The 25035-nt window shown below is 63.8% G+C and carries 22 protein-coding genes; 12 read left to right on the forward strand and 10 right to left on the reverse strand.

The genetic code is table 11. The annotated features are described in order from the left end of the window. Positions 1-66: 66 nt before the first annotated feature. From dapE to cls, 3 genes are all read left to right on the forward strand, one after another. A complete protein-coding gene (gene dapE / locus ACAX43_RS08665) occupies positions 67-1206 on the forward strand; it encodes a succinyl-diaminopimelate desuccinylase (protein ID WP_370707987.1) in 1140 nt (379 codons plus the stop codon). A gap of 16 nt (positions 1207-1222) precedes the next feature. Beyond that, positions 1223-2107, forward strand: coding sequence for a 50S ribosomal protein L3 N(5)-glutamine methyltransferase (gene prmB, locus ACAX43_RS08670; RefSeq protein WP_370707988.1), 885 nt, complete (start codon positions 1223-1225; stop codon positions 2105-2107). A gap of 185 nt (positions 2108-2292) precedes the next feature. Then, entirely contained in the window at positions 2293-3732 is a 1440-nt protein-coding gene (gene cls, locus ACAX43_RS08675) for a cardiolipin synthase (protein WP_370707989.1), read from the forward strand. Positions 3733-3797: 65 nt separating this feature from the next. Here cls and ACAX43_RS08680 read toward each other — a convergent pair whose 3' ends face one another. Continuing rightward, the gene (locus ACAX43_RS08680; protein ID WP_370707990.1) at positions 3798-4277 is read right to left on the reverse strand and encodes a glutathione peroxidase; all 480 of its coding nucleotides are present in this window, start codon (positions 4275-4277) and stop codon (positions 3798-3800) included. 135 nt (positions 4278-4412) lie between these two features. On the opposite strand from ACAX43_RS08680, the gene ACAX43_RS08685 reads away from it, so the two are divergent. Then, entirely contained in the window at positions 4413-6356 is a 1944-nt protein-coding gene (locus ACAX43_RS08685) for an ATP-binding cassette domain-containing protein (protein ID WP_370707991.1), read from the forward strand. 106 nt (positions 6357-6462) lie between these two features. Beyond that, the gene (locus ACAX43_RS08690; protein ID WP_370708313.1) at positions 6463-7470 is read left to right on the forward strand and encodes a CaiB/BaiF CoA transferase family protein; all 1008 of its coding nucleotides are present in this window, start codon (positions 6463-6465) and stop codon (positions 7468-7470) included. Positions 7471-7491: 21 nt separating this feature from the next. On the opposite strand, the gene ACAX43_RS08695 is transcribed toward ACAX43_RS08690, so the two are convergent. The 3 genes from ACAX43_RS08695 to alr form a co-directional block, all read right to left on the reverse strand. Beyond that, entirely contained in the window at positions 7492-7770 is a 279-nt protein-coding gene (locus ACAX43_RS08695; RefSeq protein ID WP_370707992.1) for a DUF2866 domain-containing protein, read from the reverse strand. Positions 7771-7913: 143 nt separating this feature from the next. Then, positions 7914-9290, reverse strand: coding sequence for a DNA repair protein RadA (radA, locus tag ACAX43_RS08700; RefSeq protein WP_370707993.1), 1377 nt, complete (start codon positions 9288-9290; stop codon positions 7914-7916). A gap of 152 nt (positions 9291-9442) precedes the next feature. Further along, positions 9443-10513, reverse strand: a complete 1071-nt coding sequence (gene alr, locus ACAX43_RS08705; protein ID WP_370707994.1) for an alanine racemase — start codon at positions 10511-10513, stop codon at positions 9443-9445. Between the two features lie 218 nt (positions 10514-10731). Between alr and lplT the strand changes: the two genes are divergently transcribed. After that, complete coding sequence (lplT, locus tag ACAX43_RS08710; protein ID WP_370707995.1) at positions 10732-12039, forward strand: lysophospholipid transporter LplT; 1308 nt, start codon at positions 10732-10734, stop codon at positions 12037-12039. Between the two features lie 55 nt (positions 12040-12094). Then, on the forward strand, positions 12095-12901 hold the full coding sequence (gene thiD / locus ACAX43_RS08715; protein WP_370707996.1) for a bifunctional hydroxymethylpyrimidine kinase/phosphomethylpyrimidine kinase: 807 nt from the start codon (positions 12095-12097) through the stop codon (positions 12899-12901). A gap of 44 nt (positions 12902-12945) precedes the next feature. Here the strand turns inward: thiD and ACAX43_RS08720 are convergent, their stop codons facing one another. From ACAX43_RS08720 to tsaB, 4 genes are read right to left on the reverse strand one after another with little or no spacing between them, the layout of a single operon-like run. Next, complete coding sequence (locus tag ACAX43_RS08720; protein WP_370707997.1) at positions 12946-13998, reverse strand: DUF1853 family protein; 1053 nt, start codon at positions 13996-13998, stop codon at positions 12946-12948. Beyond that, positions 13995-14987 carry a uracil-DNA glycosylase gene (locus tag ACAX43_RS08725; protein WP_370707998.1) on the reverse strand — a complete coding sequence of 331 codons (993 nt, stop codon included), beginning with the start codon at positions 14985-14987 and terminating at the stop codon, positions 13995-13997. Before ACAX43_RS08725 ends, ACAX43_RS08720 begins: the two co-directional genes overlap by 4 nt. Then, positions 14974-15468 carry a ribosomal protein S18-alanine N-acetyltransferase gene (gene rimI / locus ACAX43_RS08730; protein ID WP_064266022.1) on the reverse strand — a complete coding sequence of 165 codons (495 nt, stop codon included), beginning with the start codon at positions 15466-15468 and terminating at the stop codon, positions 14974-14976. Before rimI ends, ACAX43_RS08725 begins: the two co-directional genes overlap by 14 nt. Beyond that, positions 15465-16268 carry a tRNA (adenosine(37)-N6)-threonylcarbamoyltransferase complex dimerization subunit type 1 TsaB gene (gene tsaB, locus ACAX43_RS08735; protein WP_370707999.1) on the reverse strand — a complete coding sequence of 268 codons (804 nt, stop codon included), beginning with the start codon at positions 16266-16268 and terminating at the stop codon, positions 15465-15467. Before tsaB ends, rimI begins: the two co-directional genes overlap by 4 nt. Positions 16269-16426: 158 nt before the next feature. Between tsaB and ACAX43_RS08740 the strand changes: the two genes are divergently transcribed. The 3 genes from ACAX43_RS08740 (at position 16427) to aceA (ending at position 20517) form a co-directional block, all read left to right on the forward strand. After that, positions 16427-16696: an acyl-CoA-binding protein gene (locus tag ACAX43_RS08740; protein ID WP_370708314.1), complete on the forward strand. Its 270-nt coding sequence runs from the start codon at positions 16427-16429 to the stop codon at positions 16694-16696. 433 nt (positions 16697-17129) lie between these two features. Next, complete coding sequence (locus ACAX43_RS08745; protein WP_370708000.1) at positions 17130-18767, forward strand: DEAD/DEAH box helicase; 1638 nt, start codon at positions 17130-17132, stop codon at positions 18765-18767. Positions 18768-19212: 445 nt separating this feature from the next. After that, positions 19213-20517, forward strand: a complete 1305-nt coding sequence (aceA, locus tag ACAX43_RS08750; RefSeq protein WP_370708001.1) for an isocitrate lyase — start codon at positions 19213-19215, stop codon at positions 20515-20517. Between the two features lie 277 nt (positions 20518-20794). On the opposite strand, the gene ACAX43_RS08755 is transcribed toward aceA, so the two are convergent. Together ACAX43_RS08755 and ACAX43_RS08760 are read right to left on the reverse strand one after the other, a co-directional pair. Beyond that, positions 20795-21229 (reverse strand): universal stress protein, encoded by a 435-nt coding sequence (locus tag ACAX43_RS08755; protein WP_370708002.1) that lies wholly within the window; start codon positions 21227-21229, stop codon positions 20795-20797. 210 nt (positions 21230-21439) lie between these two features. Next, complete coding sequence (locus ACAX43_RS08760) at positions 21440-22342, reverse strand: LysR family transcriptional regulator (RefSeq protein ID WP_370708315.1); 903 nt, start codon at positions 22340-22342, stop codon at positions 21440-21442. A gap of 151 nt (positions 22343-22493) precedes the next feature. Here ACAX43_RS08760 and ACAX43_RS08765 point away from each other — a divergent pair, with 151 nt between their 5' ends. Together ACAX43_RS08765 and aceB are read left to right on the forward strand one after the other, a co-directional pair. Next, complete coding sequence (locus ACAX43_RS08765) at positions 22494-23318, forward strand: haloacid dehalogenase type II (RefSeq protein ID WP_370708003.1); 825 nt, start codon at positions 22494-22496, stop codon at positions 23316-23318. Positions 23319-23400: 82 nt separating this feature from the next. Then, positions 23401-25002 carry a malate synthase A gene (aceB, locus tag ACAX43_RS08770; RefSeq protein ID WP_370708004.1) on the forward strand — a complete coding sequence of 534 codons (1602 nt, stop codon included), beginning with the start codon at positions 23401-23403 and terminating at the stop codon, positions 25000-25002. Positions 25003-25035: the final 33 nt, after the last annotated feature.

A 25035-nucleotide genomic window follows, 5' to 3' on the forward strand; every position in this document is an offset into this window, starting at 1 on the left:
TTGCCGGCTGCGGTGTTCAACCGCCAGCCGGCATTTTTTCATTTCACAGTGGCTTGTACTGAATCCATGTCCGGCACCCTCGCCCTTACCGAACAACTGATCGCGCGCGCGTCCGTCACGCCCGACGACCAGCATTGCCAGCGCCTCCTGATCGAGCGCCTGTCCGCCATCGGCTTCGAGCACGAGACGATCGAATCGCACGGCGTGACCAACCTGTGGGCCGTCAAACGCGGCGTCGACGGCACGCGCGGCAAGCTGCTCGCGTTCGCCGGCCATACGGACGTCGTGCCGACCGGCCCGCTCGAACAATGGCACTCGGCGCCGTTCGAGCCGACCCATCGCGACGGCAAGCTGTACGGCCGCGGCGCGGCGGACATGAAGACGTCGATCGCCGGCTTCGTGGTGGCAAGCGAGGAATTCGTCGCGGCGCACCCCGCGCATCGCGGCTCGATCGCGTTCCTGATCACGAGCGACGAAGAAGGTCCCGCCACCGACGGCACCGTCAAGGTCGTCGAAGCGCTGCAGGCGCGCGGCGAGCGCATGGACTACTGCATCGTCGGCGAACCGACTTCGAGTGAGCAACTCGGCGACATGGTGAAGAACGGCCGGCGCGGGTCGATGTCGGGCAAGCTGATCGTCAAGGGCGTGCAAGGCCATATCGCCTATCCGCATCTGGCGAAGAATCCGGTGCATCTGCTCGCGCCCGCGCTGGCCGAACTGGTCGCCGAACGCTGGGACGAGGGCAACGAATACTTCCCGCCCACCACGTGGCAAGTGTCGAATATCCATAGCGGCACCGGCGCGACCAACGTGATTCCGGGCCATGCGGACGTGATGTTCAACTTCCGCTTCTCGACGGCCAGCACGGTGGAGGGTTTGCAAGCACGCGTGCATGCGATCCTCGACAAGCACACGCTCGAATACGACCTGCAATGGACCGTAAGTGGCCTGCCGTTCCTCACGCCGCGCGGCGACCTGTCGAACGCGCTGGCCAGGGCGATCAAGGACGAAACCGGCATCACGGCCGAACTGTCGACCACCGGAGGCACCTCGGACGGCCGCTTCATCGCGCGCATCTGCGAGCAGGTGGTCGAATTCGGCCCGCTGAACGCCAGCATCCACAAGATCGACGAACATATCGAAGTCGCACACATCGAGCCGCTGAAGAACGTGTATCGCCGCGTGCTCGAACAACTGATTGCCTGACCAAGGAATTTCCGCGATGACGCTCCCGTTTTCCACCGTCCGCGACCTGCTGCGTTTCGCGGTGTCGCGCTTCAACCAGGCTGAGCTCTCGTTCGGCCACGGCTCGGCCAATGCTTACGACGAAGCCGCCTATCTGATACTGCACACGCTGCATCTGCCGCTCGATCTGCTGGAGCCGTTTCTCGACGCGCGTCTCTCCGCGGCAGAAATAGACGCCGTGCTGAACGTGATCGAGCGCCGCGCCAGCCAGCGCGTGCCGGCGGCCTACATCACGCAGGAAGCGTGGATGCACGGCTTCCACTTCTACGTGGACGAACGCGTGATCGTGCCGCGCTCCTTCATCGGCGAATTGCTGCAGGACGGTCTGCAACCGTACGTTGAAGATCCCGAACAGGTGAGCGCCGTACTCGAACTGTGCACCGGTTCCGGCTGCCTTGCGATCCTCGCGGCGCATGCGTTCCCGAACGCGGATATCGACGCGGTCGATCTCTCCGCACCCGCTCTGGAAGTCGCGACGCGCAACGTCACGGACTACAAGCTCGACGACCGCGTCGCCCTCTTCGAAGGCGATCTGTACGCGCCGCTCGCCGAGCGCCGCTACGACGTGATCCTCAGCAATCCGCCGTATGTGAACGCCACCTCGATGCAGGAGCTGCCCGCCGAATACAAGCACGAGCCGGACATGGCTTTGGCAGGCGGCGCGGACGGCATGGATATCGTGCGCCGGATCATCAGCGAAGCACGCAACTGGCTGACCGAAGACGGCGTGCTGGTGGTTGAAATCGGCAACGAGCGCGCGAACGTCGAAGCAGCATTCGGCGGCCTCGATCTGGTCTGGTTGTCGACCAGCGCCGGCGACGACAACGTGTTCCTGATTCAGGCCGCGGATCTGCCGGTCTGACGCTTTATCGCTGCATCCTCGACGCGGGCGCGGCAAGCCATTCACTGCTTGCCGCGCGTGTCCCCCGCGTGTCCCTCGTGAGTCACGCCCCCCAACGCACTCACGTTCGGTAAGATGGGCGCGGTCAGCTGTTCGCTGCGCCGTGAGGCAGCCGCGGCAGCGCTTTGCCAACCCTTCTTCCGCTTATGCAATTCGACCTGCTTCACATCGGCCCGCTGGTCGCCCTCGCTCACATTCTGGGGGGCATTGCGGCATGCCACGCGATTCTGAACACCCGCACATCGCAAGGCGCGATTGCGTGGGCCGTGTCGCTGGTCGCGATGCCGTATCTGACACTGGTGCCGTACCTGTTTCTCGGCCGCAGCAAATTCGAAGGCTACGCGGACGCTCGCCGCGTCGAAAACGAGTTGCTGCGCACGCGTGCGCATCCTCCGGAATGGGACACCCGGGCTTCGTCCGGGGGGCTGCCCACCCAGGCGCTTGGCGTCAGGCTCGTGCATTCGCTCACACGCCTAGGCGGCATGCCGTTCCTGCCGGGCAATGCCGTACGCACGCTGGTGAATGGCGCGGCGACTTTCGAGGCGATCTTCGAGGCGATCGAAGGCGCACGCAACTATGTGATCGTGCAGTTCTTCATCGTGCGCGACGACGCGCTCGGTGAAATGCTCAAAGACGCGCTGATCGCCAAGGCGCAGCAAGGCGTGCGCGTCTACTTCCTGTACGACAGCATCGGCAGCTTCGATCTGCCCCACCGCTATGTGGCGGCGTTGCGCGCGGCGGGCGTGGAGACGCATCCGTTTGCTACCAATCGCCGCTTCGTCAACCGTTTGCAGCTCAACTTCCGCAATCACCGCAAAATCGTCTCGGTGGACGGCGAACGCGCGTTTGTCGGCGGACACAACGTCGGCGTCGAATATCTCGGTAGCAAGCCCCCTTTATCCCCATGGCGCGATACGCATATCGAAGTGCGCGGGCCGGCGGTTGCCAGTATCCAGTTCGTATTCACCGAAGACTGGCACTGGGCGACCCAGCAGTTGCCCGAGTTCGATATGCCGCCCTCCCAACCGGGCGACGAAGGCATGCACTGCCTCGTCGTGCCGAGCGGTCCGGCCGACAAGCAGGAGACCTGCTCGCTTTTCTTCGTCGAAGCGATCAACGCGGCGCGCGAGCGGATCTGGATCACCACACCTTATCTGATCCCCGACGAAGCCGTGTTCTCCGCGCTGCGACTGGCGGTGCTACGGGGCGTGGATGTCCGCATTCTGATTCCGTGCCGACGCGATCACCGCGTGGTGTTCGCCGCCTCGAAACTGTATGCGTATGACTCGCTGCGCGCGGGCATCAGGATCTTCCGCTACCAGCCGGGCTTTCTGCATCAGAAAGTCGTGCTGATCGACAGCGTGGCCGCGGCAATCGGCAGCGCCAATCTCGACAACCGCTCGTTCCGCCTGAACTTCGAAATCATGGTGCTGACGGTGGACCGCGGCTTCGCCAAAGATGTCGAAGCGATGCTGTTGAAGGACTTCGCGGAGTCGCTCGAAATCGACCGCAACGAGTACAGGCAGGCAAGCGCGCTGCGGCGCGTGCTGATGCACGTGGCGCGGTTGTTCTCGCCGATCCTGTAGCGCCCGGCTGCCGGGCCGCAGCACTGCGGCTGCAGCTTCGCCTTCAATTCCGACTCCGCGCTGCGTTACAACAGCTTTTCGATATCCTCGGTCATCGCCTCGGGCTTGGTCAGCGGCGCATAGCGCTTCACCACATTGCCATCGCGGCCAATCAGGAACTTGGTGAAGTTCCATTTGATTCCCTCGAGCCCCAGCAAGCCCGGCGCCTCGCCCGTCAGGTAGCGGAACAGCGGATGCGCATTGGCACCGTTCACATCGATCTTGTCGAACATCGGGAAGGTCACGCCGTAGTTCTTTTCGCAGAAGCTGCCGATCTGCGTGGCATCGCCCGGCTCCTGCTTGCCGAACTGGTTGCACGGAAAGCCGAGCACCGCGAGTCCGCGCGCCGCGTAAGTGTCATAGACCTTTTGCAGACCCGCGTACTGCGGCGTGAACCCACATTCGCTCGCCGTATTGACGATCAGCAAGACCTTGCCTTGATAACGCTCGAGACTCACATCCTCGCCGCCGAGCGTGCGTGCCGAAAACGAATAAATAGATGTCATGTGCTCCCCCCGTGAAAGCCGTCAGTCTATGCCAAAAGCGTCGCGGGTACAGTCGGCCGAATGGCCGATCCCGGCTGAGCGCCCGGTGTCAGCCCCGGCAGTCTAAAATAGCGTTTTTCTCCGACCGGCCTCTTCGTGATCCGCTTTAACCAGTTCAGCCTCGCGCGCGGCACCAAGCCGCTCTTCGAACACACCACGTTCACCCTCAACCCCGGCGAGAAAGCCGGCCTGGTGGGGGCGAACGGCGCGGGCAAGTCGACGCTGTTTGCCGTGCTGCTCGGCGAACTGCACGCCGACGGCGGCGATTTCTCCATCCCGCCGAACTGGCAGATCGCCCACGTCGCGCAGGAAACGCCCGCAGCGGACAAAACCGCCCTCGCCTACACGCTAGACGGCGACGCCGCGCTGCGCGCGATCGAAGCGTGCATCGCCGAAGCTTCGGCCGCGCATGACGGCGCCGCCGAAGGCGAAGCGCACGCCGCGTTCGCCGACGCCGACGGCTACACCGCGCCCGCCCGCGCCGAAGCCTTGCTGCTCGGTCTCGGCTTCACGCTCGACCAGACCCGCGAGCCGGTCAGCAGCTTCTCGGGCGGCTGGCGCATGCGGCTCAATCTCGCGCAGGCGCTGATGTGCCGTTCCGACCTGCTGCTGCTCGACGAACCGACCAACCACCTGGACCTCGACGCGATCGTCTGGCTCGAAGACTGGCTGAACCGTTATCCGGGCACGCTGATCGTGATCTCGCACGACCGCGAGTTTCTCGATTCGGTCTGCAACGTCACGCTGCATCTGGAGCATCAGCAGATCAAGCGTTACGGCGGCAACTACTCGCAGTTCGAAATCCTGCGCGCGCAGCAGATCGCGTTGCAGCAGAGCGCGTATGAGAAACAGCAGCGCACCGTCGAGCATTTGCAGAGCTACATCAACCGCTTCAAGGCGCAGGCCACCAAGGCGCGCCAGGCGCAGAGCCGCGTGAAGGCGCTGGAAAAAATGGAATTGATCGCGCCGGCCCATGCGTCGTCGCCGTTCACGTTCGAATTCCGCACGCCCGATTCCGCGCCGAATCCGATGATGGTGATGGAAAACGTGCGCTGCGGCTATCGTAGTGAAGGCAAGGAAGGCGTCGAGATTCCGATCGTCGAGCATGTAATGCTATCAATCCAGAACGGCCAGCGTATCGGCCTGCTCGGCGCGAACGGCCAAGGCAAATCGACGCTGATCAAGACGCTCGCCGGCACGCTCGGAGCGCTCGGCGGCCATGTGCGCGAAGGCAAGGGCTTGCGCATCGGCTACTTCGCGCAGCATCAACTCGAAACGCTGCGCTCTGAAGACACGCCGTTGCAGCATCTCGCACGTCTTGCACCGGATACACGCGAACAGGAATTGCGCGACTTCCTCGGCAGCTTCAACTTCTCCGGCGAGATGGCGACTTCGAAAATCGCGCCCTTCTCGGGTGGCGAAAAGGCCCGTCTCGCATTGGCGCTGATCATTTGGCAAAAGCCGAATCTGCTGCTGCTCGACGAGCCGACCAACCACCTGGATCTCGAAACGCGTCATGCGCTGACCATGGCGCTCGCGCAGTTCGAGGGCACGCTGATTCTCGTGTCGCACGACCGGCATCTGCTGCGCGCCACCACCGATCAATTCATGCTCGTCGCGAAGCACCGCCTGCAGGAATTCGACGGCGATCTGGACGATTACCGGGACTGGCTGCTGCAACATGCCGCGGAACAGCGCGCGGCGCTCAAAGCGGGCACGGTATCGAACGGCGCGGATAGCGCGGACAACGGCGTCAACCGCAAGGAACAGCGCCGTCTCGAGGCGGAAACGCGCCAGAAGCTCGCGCACCTGAAAAAGCCGCTGCAAAGCCGTATCAGCAAGATCGAAAAGGAAATGGACGCGCTCAACACGGAAAAGGCGACGCTCGATGCGTTCGTCGTCGATCCGGCCAGTTACGAGCCCGAACAGAAAAACAAACTGACGGAGGCGATCCGCCGTCAGGCAGATGTGAACACGCGCCTTGAAGCGCTCGAAGCCGAATGGCTCGAGACTCACGAGGAACTCGAACAAATCGGCTAGCGGCACACTGTTCCCGGTCCGCGCCGCCATCGACGAGAGGTTGGCTTTGTCATCTGCAGCGTCATCCGAGTCATCCGAGTCATTGTCCGCGTCACCGCCGCCCGCGCTGCAAGGCCTGCGCGTGCTGGACCTGACGCGCTTGCTGCCCGGTCCGATGGCCGCCCTGCGGCTGGCCGAACTCGGCGCCGATGTACTGAAGATCGAAGCGCCCGGCGCGGGCGACCCGACCCGCACGATGATGCAGTCGTCCAGCGACCGCGTGGCCGGCCGGCCAGGTGCGTTTTACCGGCTGGTGAATCGCGGCAAGCGCGAGACGCGACTCGACCTCAAATCGGAAGCGGGACGCAACGTATTGCGCGCGCTCGCGGCCGAAGCGGATGTGCTGATCGAGAGTTTTCGGCCCGGCGTGATGGAGCGCCTCGGCATCGGCTACGAAACACTGCGCGCGGCCAATCCGAGGCTCGTCTACTGCGCGATCAGCGGCTATGGTGCAAGCGGTCCGTTTGTCGACCATGCCGGTCACGATCTGAACTACATCGGCTACGCAGGTGTGCTCGATCAACTGACAAGCCGCGACGGCACGCCAATCCTGCCGAATTTCCAGATCGCCGACCTGCTGGGCGGCGCCTTGAGCGCGGTCACGCAAATCCTCGCCGCGTTATGGCATGTGTCGCGCGGAGGCGTTGGCCGCTTCGTCGATGTGTCGATGACGCATGTCACGCACGCGCACAACGTCGTCGCGCAAGTCGCGCTGGCGAATGACGGCGCGGCACAGACCGCCGGCGCCGGTCTGCTGAACGGCGGCGTGCCCTGCTACAACCTGTATCGGACGCTCGATAACCGCTGGCTCGCGGTCGGCGCACTCGAACTGAAATTCTGGGAAGCGCTGTGCATGGCGCTGGACCGCCCCGAATGGGCGACGCGCCACTGGAGCTTGGGGCAGGCGATCGGCGGCCCTGACGCCGCAGCGTTGACGCAGGAACTGGCCGACCTGATCGGCAAGCGTCCGCTGGCGGAATGGGTGCTGCTGCTGGAGCCGCTCGACTGTTGTGTCTCGCCGGTGCTGACCCCGGCGGAAGCCGCGCAGCATCCGCTGTTCAACGGCCCGGCGTAAATACCCCCGCCACCCCGGACCTCAACGCCGCGCCGCCGTCTGCCGCGGCAAGACCTGGCGCGGCGTTTTTTCGTCGTCGTACAGGAAATGCTTGCGGCCTTCCACGTGACGGTTGATTGTCGCGCGCACTTCGGCGGCGGTGACATCTTCGGCCACTACCCGGCGCGAAATCCGTCCCGTCGTATCGATCCACTCGACAATCCGGCAAGCGCCGCCCCAAGGCTGGCGAATAGGCTCGGAGACGCGGCAGCCGCGCACCTGCATCGGCCGCTCGGCCGCGGTTTCATATGACTGTTTCAAGGCGCGATCCTTTTTCGGGCATCAGAAGGGATGCAGTACCCTCGCAGCTTAGGAAAAAGGAACGGCGGGTTGGTTACAGCCAATATGGAGATATTTACCGCGCATTACGTGATGGAGGACGCCCGCAGGCACCAAAACCCTGTCTAGTCGAGCGTGCGCACCCGGTCGATGGCCTGTTCGATCCGCTCGACCGCAACGACCTGTAAGCCGTCAATCGGCTGCTTCGGTGCATTGGCCTTCGGAATGACCGCGACCGAAAAGCCCAGCTTGGCGGCTTCCTTGAGACGGTCCTGACCACGCGGCGACGGCCGGATTTCGCCGGCGAGGCCCACTTCGCCGAATACGACAAGCCCCTTCGGCAGCGGTTTGTTGCGCATCGACGAGTGGATCGCGAGCAGCACGGCCAGGTCGGCGGCGGGCTCAGTGATTTTCACGCCGCCCACCGCGTTCAGGAATACGTCCTGGTCGAAACAGGCGATGCCTGCATGCCGGTGCAGGACCGCCAGCAGCATCGCCAGCCGGTTCTGCTCCAGACCCACGGCAAGCCGCCGCGGGTTCGGCGCGTTGGCCGCATCCACCAGCGCCTGCACTTCGACCAGCAGCGGCCGCGTGCCCTCCTGCGTGACCAGCACGCACGATCCCGGCACCGACTGCTCGTGCTGCGACAAAAACAGCGCCGACGGATTGGCGACGCCGCGCAAACCCCGTTCGGTCATCGCGAACACGCCCAGCTCGTTGACCGCGCCGAAGCGGTTCTTGATCGCGCGCACCAAACGATATGACGAATGCGTGTCGCCCTCGAAGTACAGCACGGTATCGACGATGTGTTCGAGCACGCGCGGCCCCGCGAGTGCGCCTTCCTTGGTGACGTGGCCGACCATGATGATGGTGGTGCCCGACTGTTTGGCGATGCGCGTCAATTGCGCCGCGCATTCGCGCACCTGCGCGACCGAACCGGGCGCGGAGGTCAGCGCGTCGGAATAGACCGTCTGGATCGAGTCGATCACCGCTACGTCGGGCCGGTGGTCGGCAATGGTCGCCTGAATTTTTTCGAGCTGGATTTCCGCGAGCAGTTGCAACTCACTGGCCTTCGAGCCGGGCTCCAGCAATGAAAGCCGCTGCGCGCGCAATGCAATCTGCGCGGCCGATTCTTCGCCGCTGATATAAAGCGCGCGTTTGTCCGCGGCGATTTCCGCGAGCGACTGCAGCAACAGCGTCGATTTGCCGATGCCCGGATCGCCGCCGATCAGCACTACGCCGCCCGGCACGAGGCCACCGCCCAGCACACGGTCGAACTCGCTGACGCCGGTTGAAAAGCGCGGCACGTCGGAGGCGTCGATATCGGCGAGGCGCCGTACCGGCGCGCTCTTCGCCAGCGACTGGAAGCGATGCGTGGACGGCGCCTCCGCCACCGATTCCACCAGCGTGTTCCACGCATTGCATGATGGGCACTGGCCGGCCCACTTCGGCGATTGCCCGCCGCATTCACTGCAGATGTACAGCGTCTTCTGTTTAGCCACGCGCCCTTGCCTGTGTTGCTGTTATTTGGATGAATTCGCTCGCCGAGGCGCTCACTGATACGCCATCAAGCGGTGGTCACTAACGCGGTGACAGAGGGGGTCATCAGGACCACCCTGAGGCCATCACCCAGTCCGTTCGTGCCGCGCCGCGCCTACACGGCGCGCACCGGCACGCGCGGCGCCACGGCGCACATCAACTCGTAGCCGATCGTGCCACACGCTTGCGCGACGTCGTCGATCGGCAGCGCGGTCCCCCACAACTCGACGCGCGAGCCGACGTTAGCCGTTGGGATCGGCGTCAGGTCGACGGTCAGCATGTCCATCGACACCCGTCCGACAATCCGCGTCCGCACGCCGTCGACGATCACCGGCGTGCCCTCCGGCGCGACCCGCGGATAGCCATCCGCGTAACCGCACGCGACCACGCCGATGCGCATCGGTCCACGCGCCTTGAACGAGGAACCGTAGCCGACCGTGTGACCTTCGGCGAGGGTCTGCACGGCGATCAGTTCGGAGGCGAGCGTCATGGCCGGTTGCAGGCCGGTGCCTTGGATCGCGGCCGTCACGCCCGAGGGCGATGCGCCGTACATGATGATGCCCGGGCGCACCCAGTCGAAGTGCGCAGCCGGGTGCCACAGCGTCGCCGCCGAATTCGAGAGGCTGCGCGCGCCGGCAATACCTTGCGCGCCGCGCTCGAACGCTTCCATCTGATGCTCGATACCGCGTTCGCCGTCGGCATCCGAGAAATGGGTCATCAGCGTGATCTGGCCGACGCCCTGGCAGGCGCGCGCCCGCTCCCACGCGGCGCGGAATTTTTCCACCGTGTAACCGAGGCGGTTCATGCCGGTGTTCATTTTTAGCTGGATGTTGACGGGCTTGGACAGGCGCGCCATTTCGAGCATGCGCAACTGTTCGTCCGAGTGCAGCGCCGTGGTCAGGCTGTAACGGTCGATCACGTCGATATCGGTCGGACGAAAGAAGCCTTCGAGCAACAGAATCGGGCCGGCCCAGCCCAATTCACGCAACTTCACGGCTTCTTCAAGATCCAGCAACCCGAAGCCGTCAGTTGCGCGCAGTCCGGGGAAAACGCGCGCAAGGCCGTGCCCGTAGGCGTTTGCCTTGACGACAGCCCAGATCTTGGACTTGGGTGCATAGCGCCGGGCGACGGCGAGATTATTGGCGAGTGCGGCAGTATGAATCGTGGCTGAGAGAGGGCGCGGCATGGTTAATTTTCGTAAAGACGCTTGCGAATCAGGAGCTTACAGGGCGTATTCAACGCTCGGCAGCCCACGGGGCGGTGCGATCAAGGATTTTGCTAGTCCGAATGCAGCTATTTTCGTGATATAAAGCCGTGCGCACAACCCATTTCGAACGGTATAAGCCCGGACGCTTTGCACACGGCCGGGGCGGACAGACCGCAGCGAGGACAGCATCGCATCAGATGAAAAAAGGTTTTTACACCATCATGGCCGCGCAGTTTTTTTCGTCGCTGGCCGACAATGCGCTTCTGATCGCTGCTATCGCACTGCTGAAAGATCTTCACGCTCCGAACTGGATGACGCCGCTGCTCAAGCTGTTCTTTGTGCTGTCGTACGTCGTGCTGGCCGCCTTCGTGGGCGCCTTCGCCGACTCCCGTCCGAAAGGGCGCGTGATGTTCGTCACCAATACCATCAAGGTAGTCGGCTGCATTACGATGCTGGTCGGCGCGCACCCGTTGCTGGCCTACGGCATCGTGGGTTTCGGCGCGGCGGCCTACTCGCCCGCCAAATACGGGATTCTCACCGAACTGCTGCCGCCCGACCGGCTGGTCGCCGCGAACGGCTGGATCGAAGGCACCACGGTCGGGTCGATCATCCTGGGCACGGTACTCGGCGGCGCCCTGATCAGTCCGCATATCGCCGCACCCATCCTCAGATACCACATTCCCACAGTCCACACGCCCGCTGAAGCGGCGATGCTGGTGATCATGGCGATCTATGTGATCGCGGCGCTCTTCAATCTGCGCATTCCCGATACCGGCGCGCGCTACCCGAAACAGGAGCGCGGCCCGATCAAGCTCGTCACCGATTTCGCCGACTGTTTTCTCGTGCTGTGGCGCGACAAGCTCGGCCAGATCTCACTCGCCGTCACCACGCTTTTTTGGGGCGCCGGCGCGACGCTGCAATTCATCGTACTGAAGTGGGCCGAGGTGTCGCTCAGCATGTCGCTCTCGGAAGCGGCGATCCTGCAGGCGGTAGTGGCCGTCGGCGTGGCGGCAGGCGCGATTTTCGCAGCCTCGCGGGTGCCCTTGAAGAAGTCGCTCTCGGTGCTGCCGGTCGGCATCATGATGGGTATCGCCGTGATGCTGATGGCCTTCTACACCCGCGATCTGTTTCCCGCGCATTGGGGTCTGTATTTCGGCCGCGTACATGTGCCGGGCTACCTGATCGTCGCGTATATCTTCCTGATGATCGTCGGCAGCCTGTCGGGCTTCTTCGTCGTACCGATGAATGCGCTGCTCCAGCATCGCGGTCACGTACTGCTGTCGGCGGGTCACTCCATCGCCGTGCAGAACTTCAACGAAAATCTCTCGGTACTCGTGATGCTGTGCCTGTACGCGGTGCTGGTGTGGCTCGACGTACCGGTCTCGGCCGTGATCGTGCTGTTCGGCAGCTTCGTCTGCGTGATGATGTGGTTCGTGATGCGGCGCCACCAGGCGAATCAGCGCGCGTTCGATTCGGTCGCGCTGATCGGCGAAGTCAAGCACTGACCTGCGGCGAGCACGTCTCTTACTGCCCGCGCCTTTCTCCTTTCCTCGCTTTGCCATGACTCAACCCATTCCCAATGTGCTGACGATCGCCGGTTCCGATTCCGGCGGCGGCGCCGGCATTCAGGCCGACCTGAAGGCTTTCTCCGCGCTCGGCGCCTATGGCGCGAGTGTGATCACGGCGCTCACCGCGCAGAACACACGCGGTGTCACGGCGATTCATACGCCGGAGCCCGCCTTCATCACCGCGCAACTCGATGCGGTGTTCGACGACATCCGCATCGATGCGGTGAAGATCGGCATGCTTGCGAATGCGCCGATTGCGCGTGCGGTCGCCGATGCGCTGCGGCGGCACAAACCGAAGCACATCGTGCTCGACACCGTCATGATTTCGAAGAGCAATCACGCGTTGCTGCTGCCGGATGCGGTTGCGGCCGTGCGTGAGGAGTTGTTGCCGCTCGCCGATCTGCTGACACCGAATCTGCCGGAAGCAGCGGCGTTGCTAGGCGTGGCAGCCGCAACCGACGAAGCCGGCATGGTCGCGCAGGGCGACGCGCTGCGTGCGCTCGGTGCGCACGCGGTGCTGATGAAGGGCGGCCATCTGAGCTCGACGGATAGTCCGGACTGGCTCGTGCAGGACAGCGGCACGCTGCGCCTGGGCGGCCCCCGTGTGCCAGTGAAGAATACGCATGGCACGGGTTGCACGTTGTCGTCGGCGATTGCTGCGCTGATTCCGCAACGCGGCGATCTGGCGAGCGCGGTTGCCGACGCCAAGCTGTATCTGACCGGCGCCTTGCAAGCGAGCGATCGGCTCGATGTCGGCAGCGGCGTCGGACCGGTGCATCATTTTTATCGGTGGTGGTGAGGCACGAAATACAGGGCGCCGACGCCGTCGCTTTGCGGTCACTGCTACCGCCCCGCGTAGGCCTGTGCCTCCTCTGGCCACGCGTCCGGCACGATGAAGCCGCGCGAGCGTTCGATCAGATGGCCGGCGCCGTCGGCCGCGAACGCCGCGACCATCGTCGGGCCATGCAGTTGTGAAATTTGCGCGGCGAGCGCTTGCGCATTGACGAAAGCGGGCACCGCGCCCTCTGCTCGTTCCGTTTCCCCCGCTTCGCCCCGCGTATCCGCCTCATGCCGCCTCGGTGCGAGCCATTCCAACCTGGGCAGCACACGCCATGTCTGCGCATGTGCCGCGGCAAAGTCCGGCCAATCGCTGCGGGTCACCCACCAGCCGCGTCCGTGCGACGGATCGAGCTCGGCAGGATCGACCGGCGTTTCGCCAGCATTCTCACCAGCACGATAAAACAACCAGCCTTTGATGAACATCTGCGGCGTCCACGGCCCGGCATAGCCGACCGATGCAAACTCTTCGCGCGCGCTCAACGGCAGTTGATGATTCAGCAGATGCGCCAGCTTCAGATCGAAGCGGTCTTTCAGGTTCGGGCCGACGTAGTCGGCTAAACGCGCCGCCAACCGCGCGCGTCGTTCGCCGGCGTGCAGATAGCACTTCACCGCCAACTCCCAATGCAGCCGCGCGCCCCGCTGCGTCTGCACCAGAAAATCGCATTCGCCGAGCGTGACGCCCGCGCGCCGCAGTGGCACGCCGGCCGCGACCAGCCGCGCCGCGGGTCCATGTTGCAGAAACCATGCGAGCAGCCGCTCGGCGTACCGGCCCAGACGCGTGATCCGCGTCGCCGCGAGGTCGCGCTGCAATTCGGCCGGATCGGCGTCGAGCGTGAATAGCCAGTCGACGATCGCTTGAGCTTCTTGCGGCGTGTCAAAGGGACTGGCGAGCACGCCCACCGGTGGTTGCGCGCGCAACAGATCGGCGCTTAGCAGCAACCACGCGAGATCGCGCACCGCCGGGTCGCGCAATGTATCGAGCAGCTTCTCGAGGACGGCCGAGGATGTGCCGGGCGCAGCGGCGAGGCGTGCCGTCGGTCTGCTCGCGTTTGTCACTTTGCCGCGTTGGACGGCACGCCGCCCGCCGCGAGCCACGTGTCGCGCGCGAGGCACAGGTCCGCCCAGGCCTTCGCCTTGTCGGGCAGGCTGCGCAGCAGATACGCCGGGTGATAGGTGACGATGACCGGCACCCCTTCGTATTCGTGCACGCGCCCGCGCAGCGACGAAATGCTCGCGTCGGTTTTCAGCAGACTTTGCGCGGCGAAGCGGCCGAGCGCGACGATCAGCTTCGGCTTGACCAGCGCGACCTGGCGTTGCAGATAAGGCTCGCAACGCGCGACTTCGTCCGGCTCGGGATTGCGGTTGCCCGGCGGGCGGCACTTGATCACGTTCGCGATATAGACATTGGTGTCGCGCGCGAGCGTCAGCGCACGCAGCATGTTGTCGAGCAACTTGCCGGCCTGGCCGACGAACGGCTCACCCAGGCGGTCTTCGTTCTCGCCCGGGGCTTCGCCGATCAGCATCCAGTCGGCGTTGCGGTCGCCGACGCCGAACACCGTGTTCGTGCGTTTCTCGCACAGACGGCAGCGTTCGCACGCGGCGACGCGCGCGCTCAACGCGTCCCAGTCGAGCGTCTGGATCGACGACGGCTCGGGCGCCTCGCGGCGCGCTTCGGCGCCTGATTGGACAGGCTGATCATCGAACCACGCGAAATCGTCGTCGGGAGGCGCTTCGAACGCAGGCGGCTCAGGCGCACGAGACTGCTGCGACGGCTGCCGCGCTTCGACTGGCGTTTGTGCGGAATCGGCTTGTTGAGCTTCGCCTGTGCGCATCGCAGGTCGCGTCCCCTCGTGTGCGAGCGCGGACGACAACGGCCCGGGCGCCCCCACACGCGAATCGTCACGCCGCGCTACCTGATCCGCCAACGCAGCAGCGCCCTGCTCGACGGCGGCTTCAGCAGCGGGCTCCTGCGCCACCGACATCCCGCGACGCACCCACAGCGGCGCGAGTCCGAACTCTTCCAATACCGACTCATGCAGCGCCATCTGCGCCCTCCGTGGCAAACGAGAAACGCATCACGATGGCGTCCTCCCGGCTGCGATGCCGCGCCGGATAATAGTTTTTGCGCCGGCCGATCGACGCAAAGCCGAAGCGTTCGTAGAGCCGGATCGCCCGATGATTCGACGGCCGCACTTCGAGCAGCAGGCCTTCGAGTTTTTCGGCGCGCGTGATGCGCACCGCTTCGCGCAGCAGCGCGAGCCCGGCGCCGGCGCCTTGCGCGGCGGGGGTCACGCACAAATTGAGCAGATGCATCTCATCGACGACTGGCATCAGCACGCAATAGCCGATCAGCGTGCCTGTTACGTGACGCAGACAGATGCCGAAATAGCCGTTGCGCAGCGAGTCGCCGAAATTGCCGCGACTCCAGGGGAATTCGTAGGCGATCTTTTCGATGGCGGCGACTTCGTCCAGATCGCCTTCGGTCATCGGCGACATGTAGCGGTCCGCCAGCAACACGCCGCTCATTGCCCGCCCTCACCTTGATGCGTGTCATGCGCCAGCCTGGCGGCAGCTTGCTCGGCTTTGGCCGCTTTTTCGGCGACGCGCTCCGCCGTGGTCTGGGCAACCTTATCGCGGATGTATTCCGGCGCGGCCTGGTCGGCGCGCACGGTACGGCCGGCACGAAACGCGCGCAGCGCCGCGTGCGCGAGCGGCACGGCATGCGGCAGCGCTTCGCCGTCGACGGTTCGCGCGGCAGCGACGGCGGGTAGCCGCGCGCCGAAGACCGCGGCGGCATTGCCTGCCAGCGTGAAGGGTACGTCGGGCAAAACGAGTCGTTCCGGCGCATCGAGCGAAGCCGGTTGAAGCGTGCGCCATTCGCCAGGCGCTGCGTCCCAGGCGTAGTCGGCCCAATAGATTTCGTCCATGCGGGCGTCGAGCGCGGCGAGCACGCGGGTCGCCGACGGATCGCGCAGCCGGGCGCTTTCCGCGCAGGCCAGCAGTGTGCTGACCGGCACGACCGGCAGGTTCAGGCCGAATGCGAGGCCTTGAGCGACACCGGTTGCGGTGCGAAGGCCGGTGAATGAGCCCGGGCCGGAGCCGAAGGCAATGGCGTTGCAGTCAGTCAGTTTCAGGCCGGCTTCGTCGAACAGTTCGCGAATTGCGGGTAGCAGGCGCGTGCTGGAGACCGCGCCGGTTTGCTCGTGACGCACCCAGATTAGAGGTTCGACGCGGCCTTGGTCCGCCGCGGCGCGGACAGCGGACAAAAGCGCTACCGAGCAGAATTCGGTCGAGGTATCGAGGGCAAGAAGCACAGTTTGAGTCATGGACCGTATTGTAATCGGCACTGCGCGCGCGGATGCGGTTTTGGATATGCCCGCCTTGGGCACTGAATGTTTGGAATAAGCCCTCGGCCTCAGGGCAGTCGCCAATTGTTATGATCATCGGCCAGCCAAAACCCACCCGCCCGGCGGGCAAAACCACAATGACAGACATCAACGCGCAATTCGTTCAGGCCCAGGAAGACGCAAAGCAACTGCCGGAGCGTCCAGGCAACCTCACCCTTCTGCGCCTCTACGCCCTCTTCAAGCAGGCCAACGACGGCGACGTCCACGGCGACAAGCCCGGCTTCACCGACATCGTCGGCAAATACAAGTACGACGCGTGGGGCGCGCTCAAAGGCACCGCGCAAGACGCCGCCAAGCAGCAATACATCGACCTCGTCGAGTCCCTGAAAAGCGGCGCATCGGCCTGAACCCGCCCCGCTGGCGGAAATTGGCGGCCAAACTGCGGCCAAACGGCAAGCCAAGCGAAAGTTTTCCGCCAGGAAACGTCCTAAGAGTGGCGCAGTGCAACAAAAGCCTATACAATCCTGCCTGCGCTTCACTGCTTTGCCCGGCTCTCCACTAGCGGCCTTTGCGGCGCAGCGCCTCGTAGCGTTTAGCTCCAATCCAGTTTAGAACCTGTCCCCTCCTGCCTAGCCCCCTACGGGCGATCATGTCCCAGGCTGGCGGCACGCCATATTGGCATGTCGCATCCGATACAGCTTCTAACGAAAAGCTCGCCTTTATTGTTGCGAGCTGCCCCCGTTTTTCGATTTGCTCGCTGCTTCTTTGCTCGCTGAATCCGACGACTTGGGTATGCCGATTGGCGCCGACGTTTTAATTCCCTGTGTTTCAAGGATTCTCATGACTTCGAGCAATACCCCCAGCAGCCCGTTGAACGCCATCGCCGATCAAGCCCTCGGTCTCGTTGACAGCAATGTTGCACCCGCGCAAGCCGCAGCACTCGCTGCCGCTCCGGAAGCTGTCGCCGCAGAAGCCGCAGCGCCGGCCGGCCCGTCGTTCGCGTCGCTCGGTCTGTCCCCGGATGTCGTCTCCGCGCTGACCGCCACTGGCTACCAAACTCCGACTCCGGTTCAGCAACGCGCGATCCCCGCCGCCATCGCCGGCCGCGATCTGATGGTCTCGAGCCCGACCGGTTCGGGCAAGACCGCCGCGTTCATGCTGCCCGCCATCGAACGTTTCTCGCAACTGCAAAAAACGCAAGCCAACCAGCCGCGCGAACCGCGTCCGGCTGATGGCGCCCGCACGCGCCGTCCGCAGCCGGTTGCCCGTCCGACCATGCTGGTTCTGACGCCGACCCGCGAACTCGCGATGCAGGTCACCACGGCCGCCGCTACGTACGGCAAGCACCTGAAGCGCCTGCGCACCGTCAGCATTCTGGGCGGCGTCGCTTACGGTCAACAGCTGATGCTGCTGGCAAAGAACCCGGAAATCCTGGTTGCTACGCCGGGCCGTTTGATCGACCACCTGGAACGCGGCCGTATTGATCTGTCGCAACTGCAGATCCTCGTGCTCGACGAAGCCGACCGCATGCTGGACATGGGCTTCATCGAAGACATCGAAACGATCGTTGCCGCTACGCCAGCCACGCGTCAAACCATGCTGTTCTCGGCCACGCTCGACGGCAAGATCGGTTCGCTGACCGGCCGTCTGCTGAAGGATCCGGAGCGGATCGAGATCGTTCAACGCCTCGAACAACGCACCAACATTGCGCAAACCGTCCACTACGTCGACGACCGCGATCACAAGGACCGTCTGCTCGACCATCTGCTGCGCGATTCGGGCCTCGACCAGGCTATCGTGTTCACGGCGACCAAGATGGAAGCAGACCAACTGGCCGGCCGTCTGGCCGACGCCGGTTTCGAATCGGCTGCCCTGCACGGCGATCTGCCGCAAGGCGCGCGTAACCGCACGATCCGCGCCCTGCGCGAGCGCCGTGTGCGCGTGCTGGTCGCAACAGACGTCGCCGCTCGCGGTATCGACATCCCGGGCGTCACGCACGTGTTCAACTACGATCTGCCGAAGTTCGCTGAAGACTACGTGCACCGTATCGGCCGTACCGGCCGTGCTGGCCGCTCGGGTATCGCAGTGAGCCTCGTGCATCACGCGGAACAAGGCGCGCTCAAGCGCATCGAGCGCTTCGTGCGCACCCCGCTGGCGGTCAACGTCGTGGCAGGTTTCGAGCCGCGCAAGTCGGCTCCGGCGGGCGGCGGTGGCCGTCCTGGCTTTGGCGGCCGTGGCCGTCCGGGCGGTGGCAATGGCGGCGCTGGCCGTCGCTTCGGCAGCGGCAGCGGTGCTGGCAAGCCGGCCGGTAACGGCGGCGGTTCGCGCAGTGGCAGCGGTAGCGGCAATGGCGGCGGCTGGGCCGGCAAGTCGGCTGGCAGCGGTTCCGGTTCGCGCGAAGGCTTCGGCGGTTCGCGTGACGGCGGCTACGGCGCACGCCGCAGCGACGGCCCGCGTACGGCGCGTCGCGGCAGCTAAGCCACAACCAGACAGATCAGGCAATCGCATTTACGTAGCTCGTTCAGTACGTAAGGCGGCCTGAAAAGACCCGGACAGCCCTGCGCTGTTCGTCAGTCGAAAGAAACCGGTGCTCAGGCATCGGTTTTTTTTCGTCCGGACTTTGGTCATCCCCGATATTTCACGATGTGGAAAATTTTTTTGCGTCGTAAAAAATCGTGCTGCACGGCACAAGAAACCCTATTGCAAGATGGAAAAAGACGTTTCTTAATGCGGAATGAACATCATAAACAATTGATTTTTAACAACAATAAATATTCAAAAAACGCTGCTGGACCGCTATTGTGCGACCGTCGATTTGCCTAGACTCTTATATAAGACTTCACGAAACAAAACGCCTAAAAGGGCCAGCCGTTTCGACGAAGACAGAGTTACCCATCCATTACAGGCAACCAAGGAGCACACCATGTCCCGCGAGCAACAAGCCAAGCAACTCCAGCAGCAATGGGAAACCGATCCGCGTTGGAAAGGCATCAAGCGCACGTACAGCGCCGAAGACGTGGTGCGTCTGCGCGGTTCGGTGCCGGTCGAGCACACACTGGCCAGGCGCGGCGCGGAAAAGCTGTGGGAATCGATCCACAACGAGCCGTTCGTCAACGCACTCGGCGCGCTGACCGGCAACCAGGCGATGCAACAGGTGAAGGCCGGTCTGAAGGCGATCTACCTGTCGGGTTGGCAAGTGGCGGGCGACGCGAACGTAGCCGGTGAAATGTACCCGGACCAGTCGCTGTATCCGGCGAACTCGGTGCCGCTCGTCGTGAAGCGCATCAACAATACGCTGACACGCGCTGACCAGATCCAGTGGTCGGAAGGCAAGAATCCGGGCGACGAAGGCTATATCGACTACTTCGCACCGATCGTCGCCGACGCGGAAGCCGGTTTCGGCGGCGTGCTGAACGCATTCGAACTGATGAAGGCCATGATCGAAGCCGGCGCTGCGGGCGTCCACTTCGAAGACCAGCTCGCGTCGGTCAAGAAGTGCGGCCACATGGGCGGCAAGGTGCTCGTGCCGACCCGCGAAAACATCGCCAAGCTGACCGCCGCGCGTCTCGCCGCCGACGTCTCCGGCACGCCGACCGTGCTGCTGGCCCGCACCGACGCGGAAGCCGCCGACCTGATCACGTCGGACGTCGATGACAACGACAAGCCGTTCCTGACGGGCGAACGCACGGTGGAAGGCTTTTACCGCACGAAGCCGGGTCTGGAACAGGCGATCTCGCGTGGTCTCGCCTACGCGCCGTACGCCGATATGATCTGGTGCGAAACCGGCAAGCCGGACCTCGAGTTCGCGAAGAAATTCGCCGACGCGATTCACAAGGAATTTCCGGACCAGCTGCTGTCGTACAACTGCTCGCCGTCGTTCAACTGGAAGAAGAACCTGGACGACGCAACCATCGCCAAGTTCCAGCGCGAACTCGGCGCAATGGGCTATAAATTCCAGTTCATCACGCTGGCCGGCTTCCATGCGCTGAACTACTCGATGTTCAATCTGGCGCACGGTTATGCCCGCAATCAGATGACCGCCTTCGTCGAAATGCAGCAGGCTGAATTCGCCGCGGCCGAAAAGGGCTTCACCGCCGTGAAGCACCAGCGCGAAGTCGGCACCGGCTACTTCGACGCCGTGACGCAAACGGTCGAACGCGACGCCTCGACAACGGCGCTGCACGGGTCGACGGAAGACGAACAGTTCTTCGACAAGAAGGTCGCCTAAGTCACTACCGCTACCCTGCGGTCTGATCGCAAGGACGCGCAAGGACGACAAGGCAGACGAAAAAGCGGCCCCGCTAGAGGGTCGCCGTCAGGGAGGAACAAAGCTCATCGGGGCTGAAGTACGCCGGTCTGCCCCGATGGCTGGAATCTGGACGAGATGGACGCAGCGGAGACAAAAGCCAGCACAACGAAGCGTGCGGCGAGCATAGGACGCGCCGGCCTGATCGCCGGCGCGTTTTTCTTTGCCCTTCAGGAAACGAGAATCGCAGGCATGCACCTCAGCGGTACACGATCACCGGAATCTTGGTATGCGTGAGCACTCGCTGCGTCTCGCTGCCGATCAGCAAGCTGCCGAGGCCGCGGCGCCCATGCGAAGCCATGAAAATCACGTCGCAGCCGCCCTGTTCGGCCGCTTCGATGATCCCGAGATACGGCGCCGGGTGCACACTGGTGCGGCTGTCGAACGCGACACCGACACGGCGCGCGGCCAGTTCCACTTCTCGTAGATGCACACGCGCTTCGCGCTCGCTGCGCTGCAGGAATTCGGCCGGCGGCTCAATCACCACGTCGGAGAACGGCGAGTACGGATATTGCGGGAGACAGGCGTAGGCGGTGACGCGTGCGCCGACGGCCTGCGCAAGATCGATCGCGCCGTCCATCGCTTTGCGTGACAGGTCGGAACCGTCGGTCGGAACCAGGATGTGCCTGAACATGATGCCCTCCGTCGCCGCCTGCGCGAGCGCGGCGTCAGCGTCCAACGAGGCTCGGCATGCAAGCCGCTTCAATCGATTGTAGTTCCAAGAAGTGAGGTCAAGGCCGTCGTGCGGGTCTGTCCGCATATCGGAAACCCCGTGCGCGAGCCGGTGTGAAGGTTAAGCAACGCTGCATCAGGATTGCGCGAGATCGCCGGACCTCAGCCGGCCTCAGCCCCAGTAACCGGGATGACCGTACGTATGCTTGAGAAAGTCCAGAAACAGCCGAACCCGCAGCGGCAAATGCCGGCGCTGTGGAAAAACCGCGTGGATGCCGATTGGCGGCGCCGCGAATTCGTCGAGCACGCTGACCAGCCGCCCGGCGGCGATGTCCGTGCCGACCTCCCACCACGAGCGCCACGCGAGCCCGTAACCTTCGAGGCACCACTCGTGCAGCACCGCGCCGTCCGAGCATTCCATCGTGCCGGACACCTTGATCGACACGACCTTGTCGCCCTGCTGGAACATCCAGCCGCGCTGCTGGTTGGCGCTCGCACCGAGCGCGAGGCAGTTGTGATGCGCGAGATCGGCCAGCGTGTGCGGCGCGCCGCGCCGGCTCAAGTACGACGGCGAGGCCACACACACGCGGCGGTTTTCGCCGAGCTTGAGCGACACCAGCGAGGAATCCGGCAACTCGCCCAGGCGCACGGCGCAGTCAAACCCCTCATTGACCAGGTCGACCAGCCGGTCGGACAAGTCGAGCGTGATCGACACATCCGGATGCGCCACGGTGAAAGCCGGCACCAACGGCGCGACGTGCCGGCGCCCAAAACCGGCCGGCGCCGACAGCCGCAAATGCCCACTCGCTTTCACGCCGCCCGCCGACACGCTGGCCTCGGCGTTCTGCATGTCGTGAATGACGCGCTGACAGTCTTCGAGAAACGCCGAGCCTTCGAAGGTCAGCGTGATCTTGCGCGTGGTGCGTACCAGCAATTTGACGCCGAGACGCTCTTCGAGTGCATCGATGCGGCGACCGATGATCGCGGGCGCGACACCTTCGGCCGATGCCGCGGCGGACAGGCTGCCCTTGGCCGCGACGGTTACAAAGGTCTCGATCTGCTTGAAACGGTCCATGGGGTAGCGGAGCCGCAACTGCGCGGGAAAGTGGTCGGTGCGCGTCAGATTAGGTGTATGAAAGTAAAAGATCAAGTGATGTTTAGCCTCTTTTTTAGCGTAGAGCATCACTAATACAATCCGTCCTGACCTCTGATAGGAGTGCACGGCAATGTCGGCCACAACGACACTCTCCCCTAAAGCAGTGATTTTCGACGCGTACGGCACGCTTTTCGACGTGCATTCGGTAATCGCTGCCGCTGAGCAGATGTTCCCCGGCCACGGCGATGCGCTCTCGCAGCTGTGGCGCCAGAAACAGATCGAATACACGCAACTGCGCACGCTCGCGGATCCGGCCGGCGCGCACTACCGTCCGTTTTGGGACATCACGCTCGACGCCTTGCGCTTCGCCACCAAGAAGCTGCACCTCACGCTGGGCCGCGCGGCCGAGAAGCGTCTGATGGACGAATATGCGTGCCTGTCCGCCTTCCCCGATACCGTGCCGGCGCTGCGCCAGTTGCGCGACGCGCCTTTAGCGTCGAATGCGTCGGCGCTCAGCAAACCCGGCTCACGGCCCGGACTCGCGATCCTCTCGAACGGCAATCCGCAAATGCTCGACATCGCCGTGAAGAGCGCCGGCATGACGGGCCTGTTCGACCCTGTTCTGTCCGTCGACAGCGTGCGCGCCTACAAACCCTCGCCCGCCGCCTACGCGCTCGGCACGCAAGCCTTCGACGCAGAGCCGCGCGAAATCGTCTTCGTGTCGTCGAACGGTTGGGACGTGGCCGGCGCGAGCTGGTTTGGTTTCACCACTTTCTGGCTTAACCGGCAAAACGCACCAGCCGAAGAACTGGGCGTCACCCCGCATGGCGCGGGCGGAGGCATGAACGATCTGCTCGTTTTTCTGAAGACCCTCGCGTCGCCCGGCCGCCATGGCAGTACCGGCGGCAACGGCAACCCCGGCGGCAGCCGCACGCGCCACAGCCCTGGCGCATGACGGCTACCCACTGGACTCGCGACGTAACCCAACCGCATTTCAACATTTGCATCTTTGCAATCTGACCGACCAAGGAGAAACCATGGCGAATCCGCTGTCATCGTTGTCGCTGCCGCAGGGCATGGAAATCACGGCTGAAATCAAGCCGGGCTATGAAGCGATTCTCACCCGCGAAGCGCTCGAACTCGTCGCTGCGCTGCATCGCACGTTCGAACCGCGCCGTCAGCAGTTGTTGCAGGCTCGTGTGGAGCGCACGAAGCGGCTCGATGCCGGCGAGCGTCCCGACTTCCTCGCCGAAACGAAAAGCGTGCGTGAAAGCGACTGGAAGATCGCGCCGCTGCCGCAGGATCTGCAATGCCGCCGCGTGGAAATCACCGGTCCGGTCGAGCGCAAGATGATCATCAACGCGCTCAATTCGGGCGCGGATTCGTACATGACCGACTTCGAAGATTCGAATGCGCCGAGCTGGGATAACCAGATTACCGGCCACATCAATCTGAAGGACGCGGTGCGCCGGACGATTTCGCTCGACCAGAACGGCAAGACATACAGGCTGAACGACAAGGTCGCCACGCTGATCGTGCGTCCGCGCGGCTGGCATCTGGACGAGAAGCATGTGACGGTGGACGGCAAGCGCGTGTCCGGCGGTATCTTCGACTTTGCGCTCTTCATGGTTCACAACGCGAAGGAACTGGTCTCGCGCGGCTCCGGCCCCTACTTCTATCTGCCGAAGATGGAAAGCCATCTGGAAGCGCGCCTGTGGAACGACATCTTTGTCGCCGCGCAGGAAGCGGTCGGCGTGCCGCGCGGCACGATTCGCGCGACCGTGTTGATCGAAACGATCGTCGCCGCTTTCGAAATGGACGAGATCCTGTATGAGCTGCGCGAACATAGCTCGGGCCTGAACGCCGGTCGTTGGGACTACATCTTCTCCGCGATCAAGAAGTTCAAGAGCGACCGCGATTTCTGTCTCGCCGACCGCTCGCAGATCACGATGACGTCACCGTTCATGCGTGCCTACGCGCTGCTGTTGCTGAAGACCTGTCATCGCCGCAATGCTCCGGCCATCGGCGGCATGAGCGCGCTGATCCCGATCAAGAACGATCCGTCGGCAAACGACAAGGCGATGGGCGGCGTGCGCTCCGACAAGGCGCGCGATGCCGGCGACGGTTACGACGGGGGCTGGGTCGCGCATCCGGGCCTCGTGCCGATCGCGATGGAAGAATTCGTCAAGGTACTCGGCGACAAGCCGAATCAGATCGGCAAGCAACGCGACGACGTGCTCGTCACGGCCACCGACCTGATGGACTTCCGTCCCGAAGCGCCGATCACCGAAGGCGGACTGCGCAACAACATCAACGTCGGCATCCACTACCTGGGTGCGTGGCTCGCGGGCAATGGCTGCGTGCCGATTCATAATCTGATGGAAGACGCCGCCACCGCGGAAATCTCGCGCTCGCAAGTGTGGCAATGGATCCGCTCGCCGAAGGGCAAGCTCGACGACGGCCGCAAGGTCACGGCCGAGCTGGTGCGCGAACTGTCGGCGCAGGAACTCGACAAGGTGAAGGAGGCAGTGGGCGGCGATACGAAGCCATACGATCGCGCCGCACAAATCTTCGAAGAAATGTCGACGTCGGAGCAGTTCACCGACTTCCTGACGCTGCCGCTGTACGAGGAAATCTGAGGCATCTGAGCGGCCTCAGGCATCAGCAACCCA

It is taken from the genome of Paraburkholderia sp. IW21 (genome assembly GCF_041321145.1).
Classification (GTDB): domain Bacteria; phylum Pseudomonadota; class Gammaproteobacteria; order Burkholderiales; family Burkholderiaceae; genus Paraburkholderia.

What these genes read in the sequence shown, in the direction of transcription:
- dapE (WP_370707987.1), top strand. Translation starts at nt 67, where the DNA reads ATGTCCGGCACCCTCGCCCTTACCGAACAACTGATCGCGCGCGCGTCC.
- prmB (WP_370707988.1), top strand. Translation starts at nt 1,223, where the DNA reads ATGACGCTCCCGTTTTCCACCGTCCGCGACCTGCTGCGTTTCGCGGTG.
- cls (WP_370707989.1), top strand. Translation starts at nt 2,293, where the DNA reads ATGCAATTCGACCTGCTTCACATCGGCCCGCTGGTCGCCCTCGCTCAC.
- ACAX43_RS08680 (WP_370707990.1), bottom strand. Translation starts at nt 4,277, where the DNA reads ATGACATCTATTTATTCGTTTTCGGCACGCACGCTCGGCGGCGAGGAT.
- alr (WP_370707994.1), bottom strand. Translation starts at nt 10,513, where the DNA reads ATGCCGCGCCCTCTCTCAGCCACGATTCATACTGCCGCACTCGCCAAT.
- lplT (WP_370707995.1), top strand. Translation starts at nt 10,732, where the DNA reads ATGAAAAAAGGTTTTTACACCATCATGGCCGCGCAGTTTTTTTCGTCG.
- thiD (WP_370707996.1), top strand. Translation starts at nt 12,095, where the DNA reads ATGACTCAACCCATTCCCAATGTGCTGACGATCGCCGGTTCCGATTCC.
- ACAX43_RS08725 (WP_370707998.1), bottom strand. Translation starts at nt 14,987, where the DNA reads ATGGCGCTGCATGAGTCGGTATTGGAAGAGTTCGGACTCGCGCCGCTG.
- rimI (WP_064266022.1), bottom strand. Translation starts at nt 15,468, where the DNA reads ATGAGCGGCGTGTTGCTGGCGGACCGCTACATGTCGCCGATGACCGAA.
- tsaB (WP_370707999.1), bottom strand. Translation starts at nt 16,268, where the DNA reads ATGACTCAAACTGTGCTTCTTGCCCTCGATACCTCGACCGAATTCTGC.
- ACAX43_RS08740 (WP_370708314.1), top strand. Translation starts at nt 16,427, where the DNA reads ATGACAGACATCAACGCGCAATTCGTTCAGGCCCAGGAAGACGCAAAG.
- ACAX43_RS08745 (WP_370708000.1), top strand. Translation starts at nt 17,130, where the DNA reads ATGACTTCGAGCAATACCCCCAGCAGCCCGTTGAACGCCATCGCCGAT.
- aceA (WP_370708001.1), top strand. Translation starts at nt 19,213, where the DNA reads ATGTCCCGCGAGCAACAAGCCAAGCAACTCCAGCAGCAATGGGAAACC.
- ACAX43_RS08755 (WP_370708002.1), bottom strand. Translation starts at nt 21,229, where the DNA reads ATGTTCAGGCACATCCTGGTTCCGACCGACGGTTCCGACCTGTCACGC.
- ACAX43_RS08760 (WP_370708315.1), bottom strand. Translation starts at nt 22,342, where the DNA reads ATGGACCGTTTCAAGCAGATCGAGACCTTTGTAACCGTCGCGGCCAAG.
- ACAX43_RS08765 (WP_370708003.1), top strand. Translation starts at nt 22,494, where the DNA reads ATGTCGGCCACAACGACACTCTCCCCTAAAGCAGTGATTTTCGACGCG.
- aceB (WP_370708004.1), top strand. Translation starts at nt 23,401, where the DNA reads ATGGCGAATCCGCTGTCATCGTTGTCGCTGCCGCAGGGCATGGAAATC.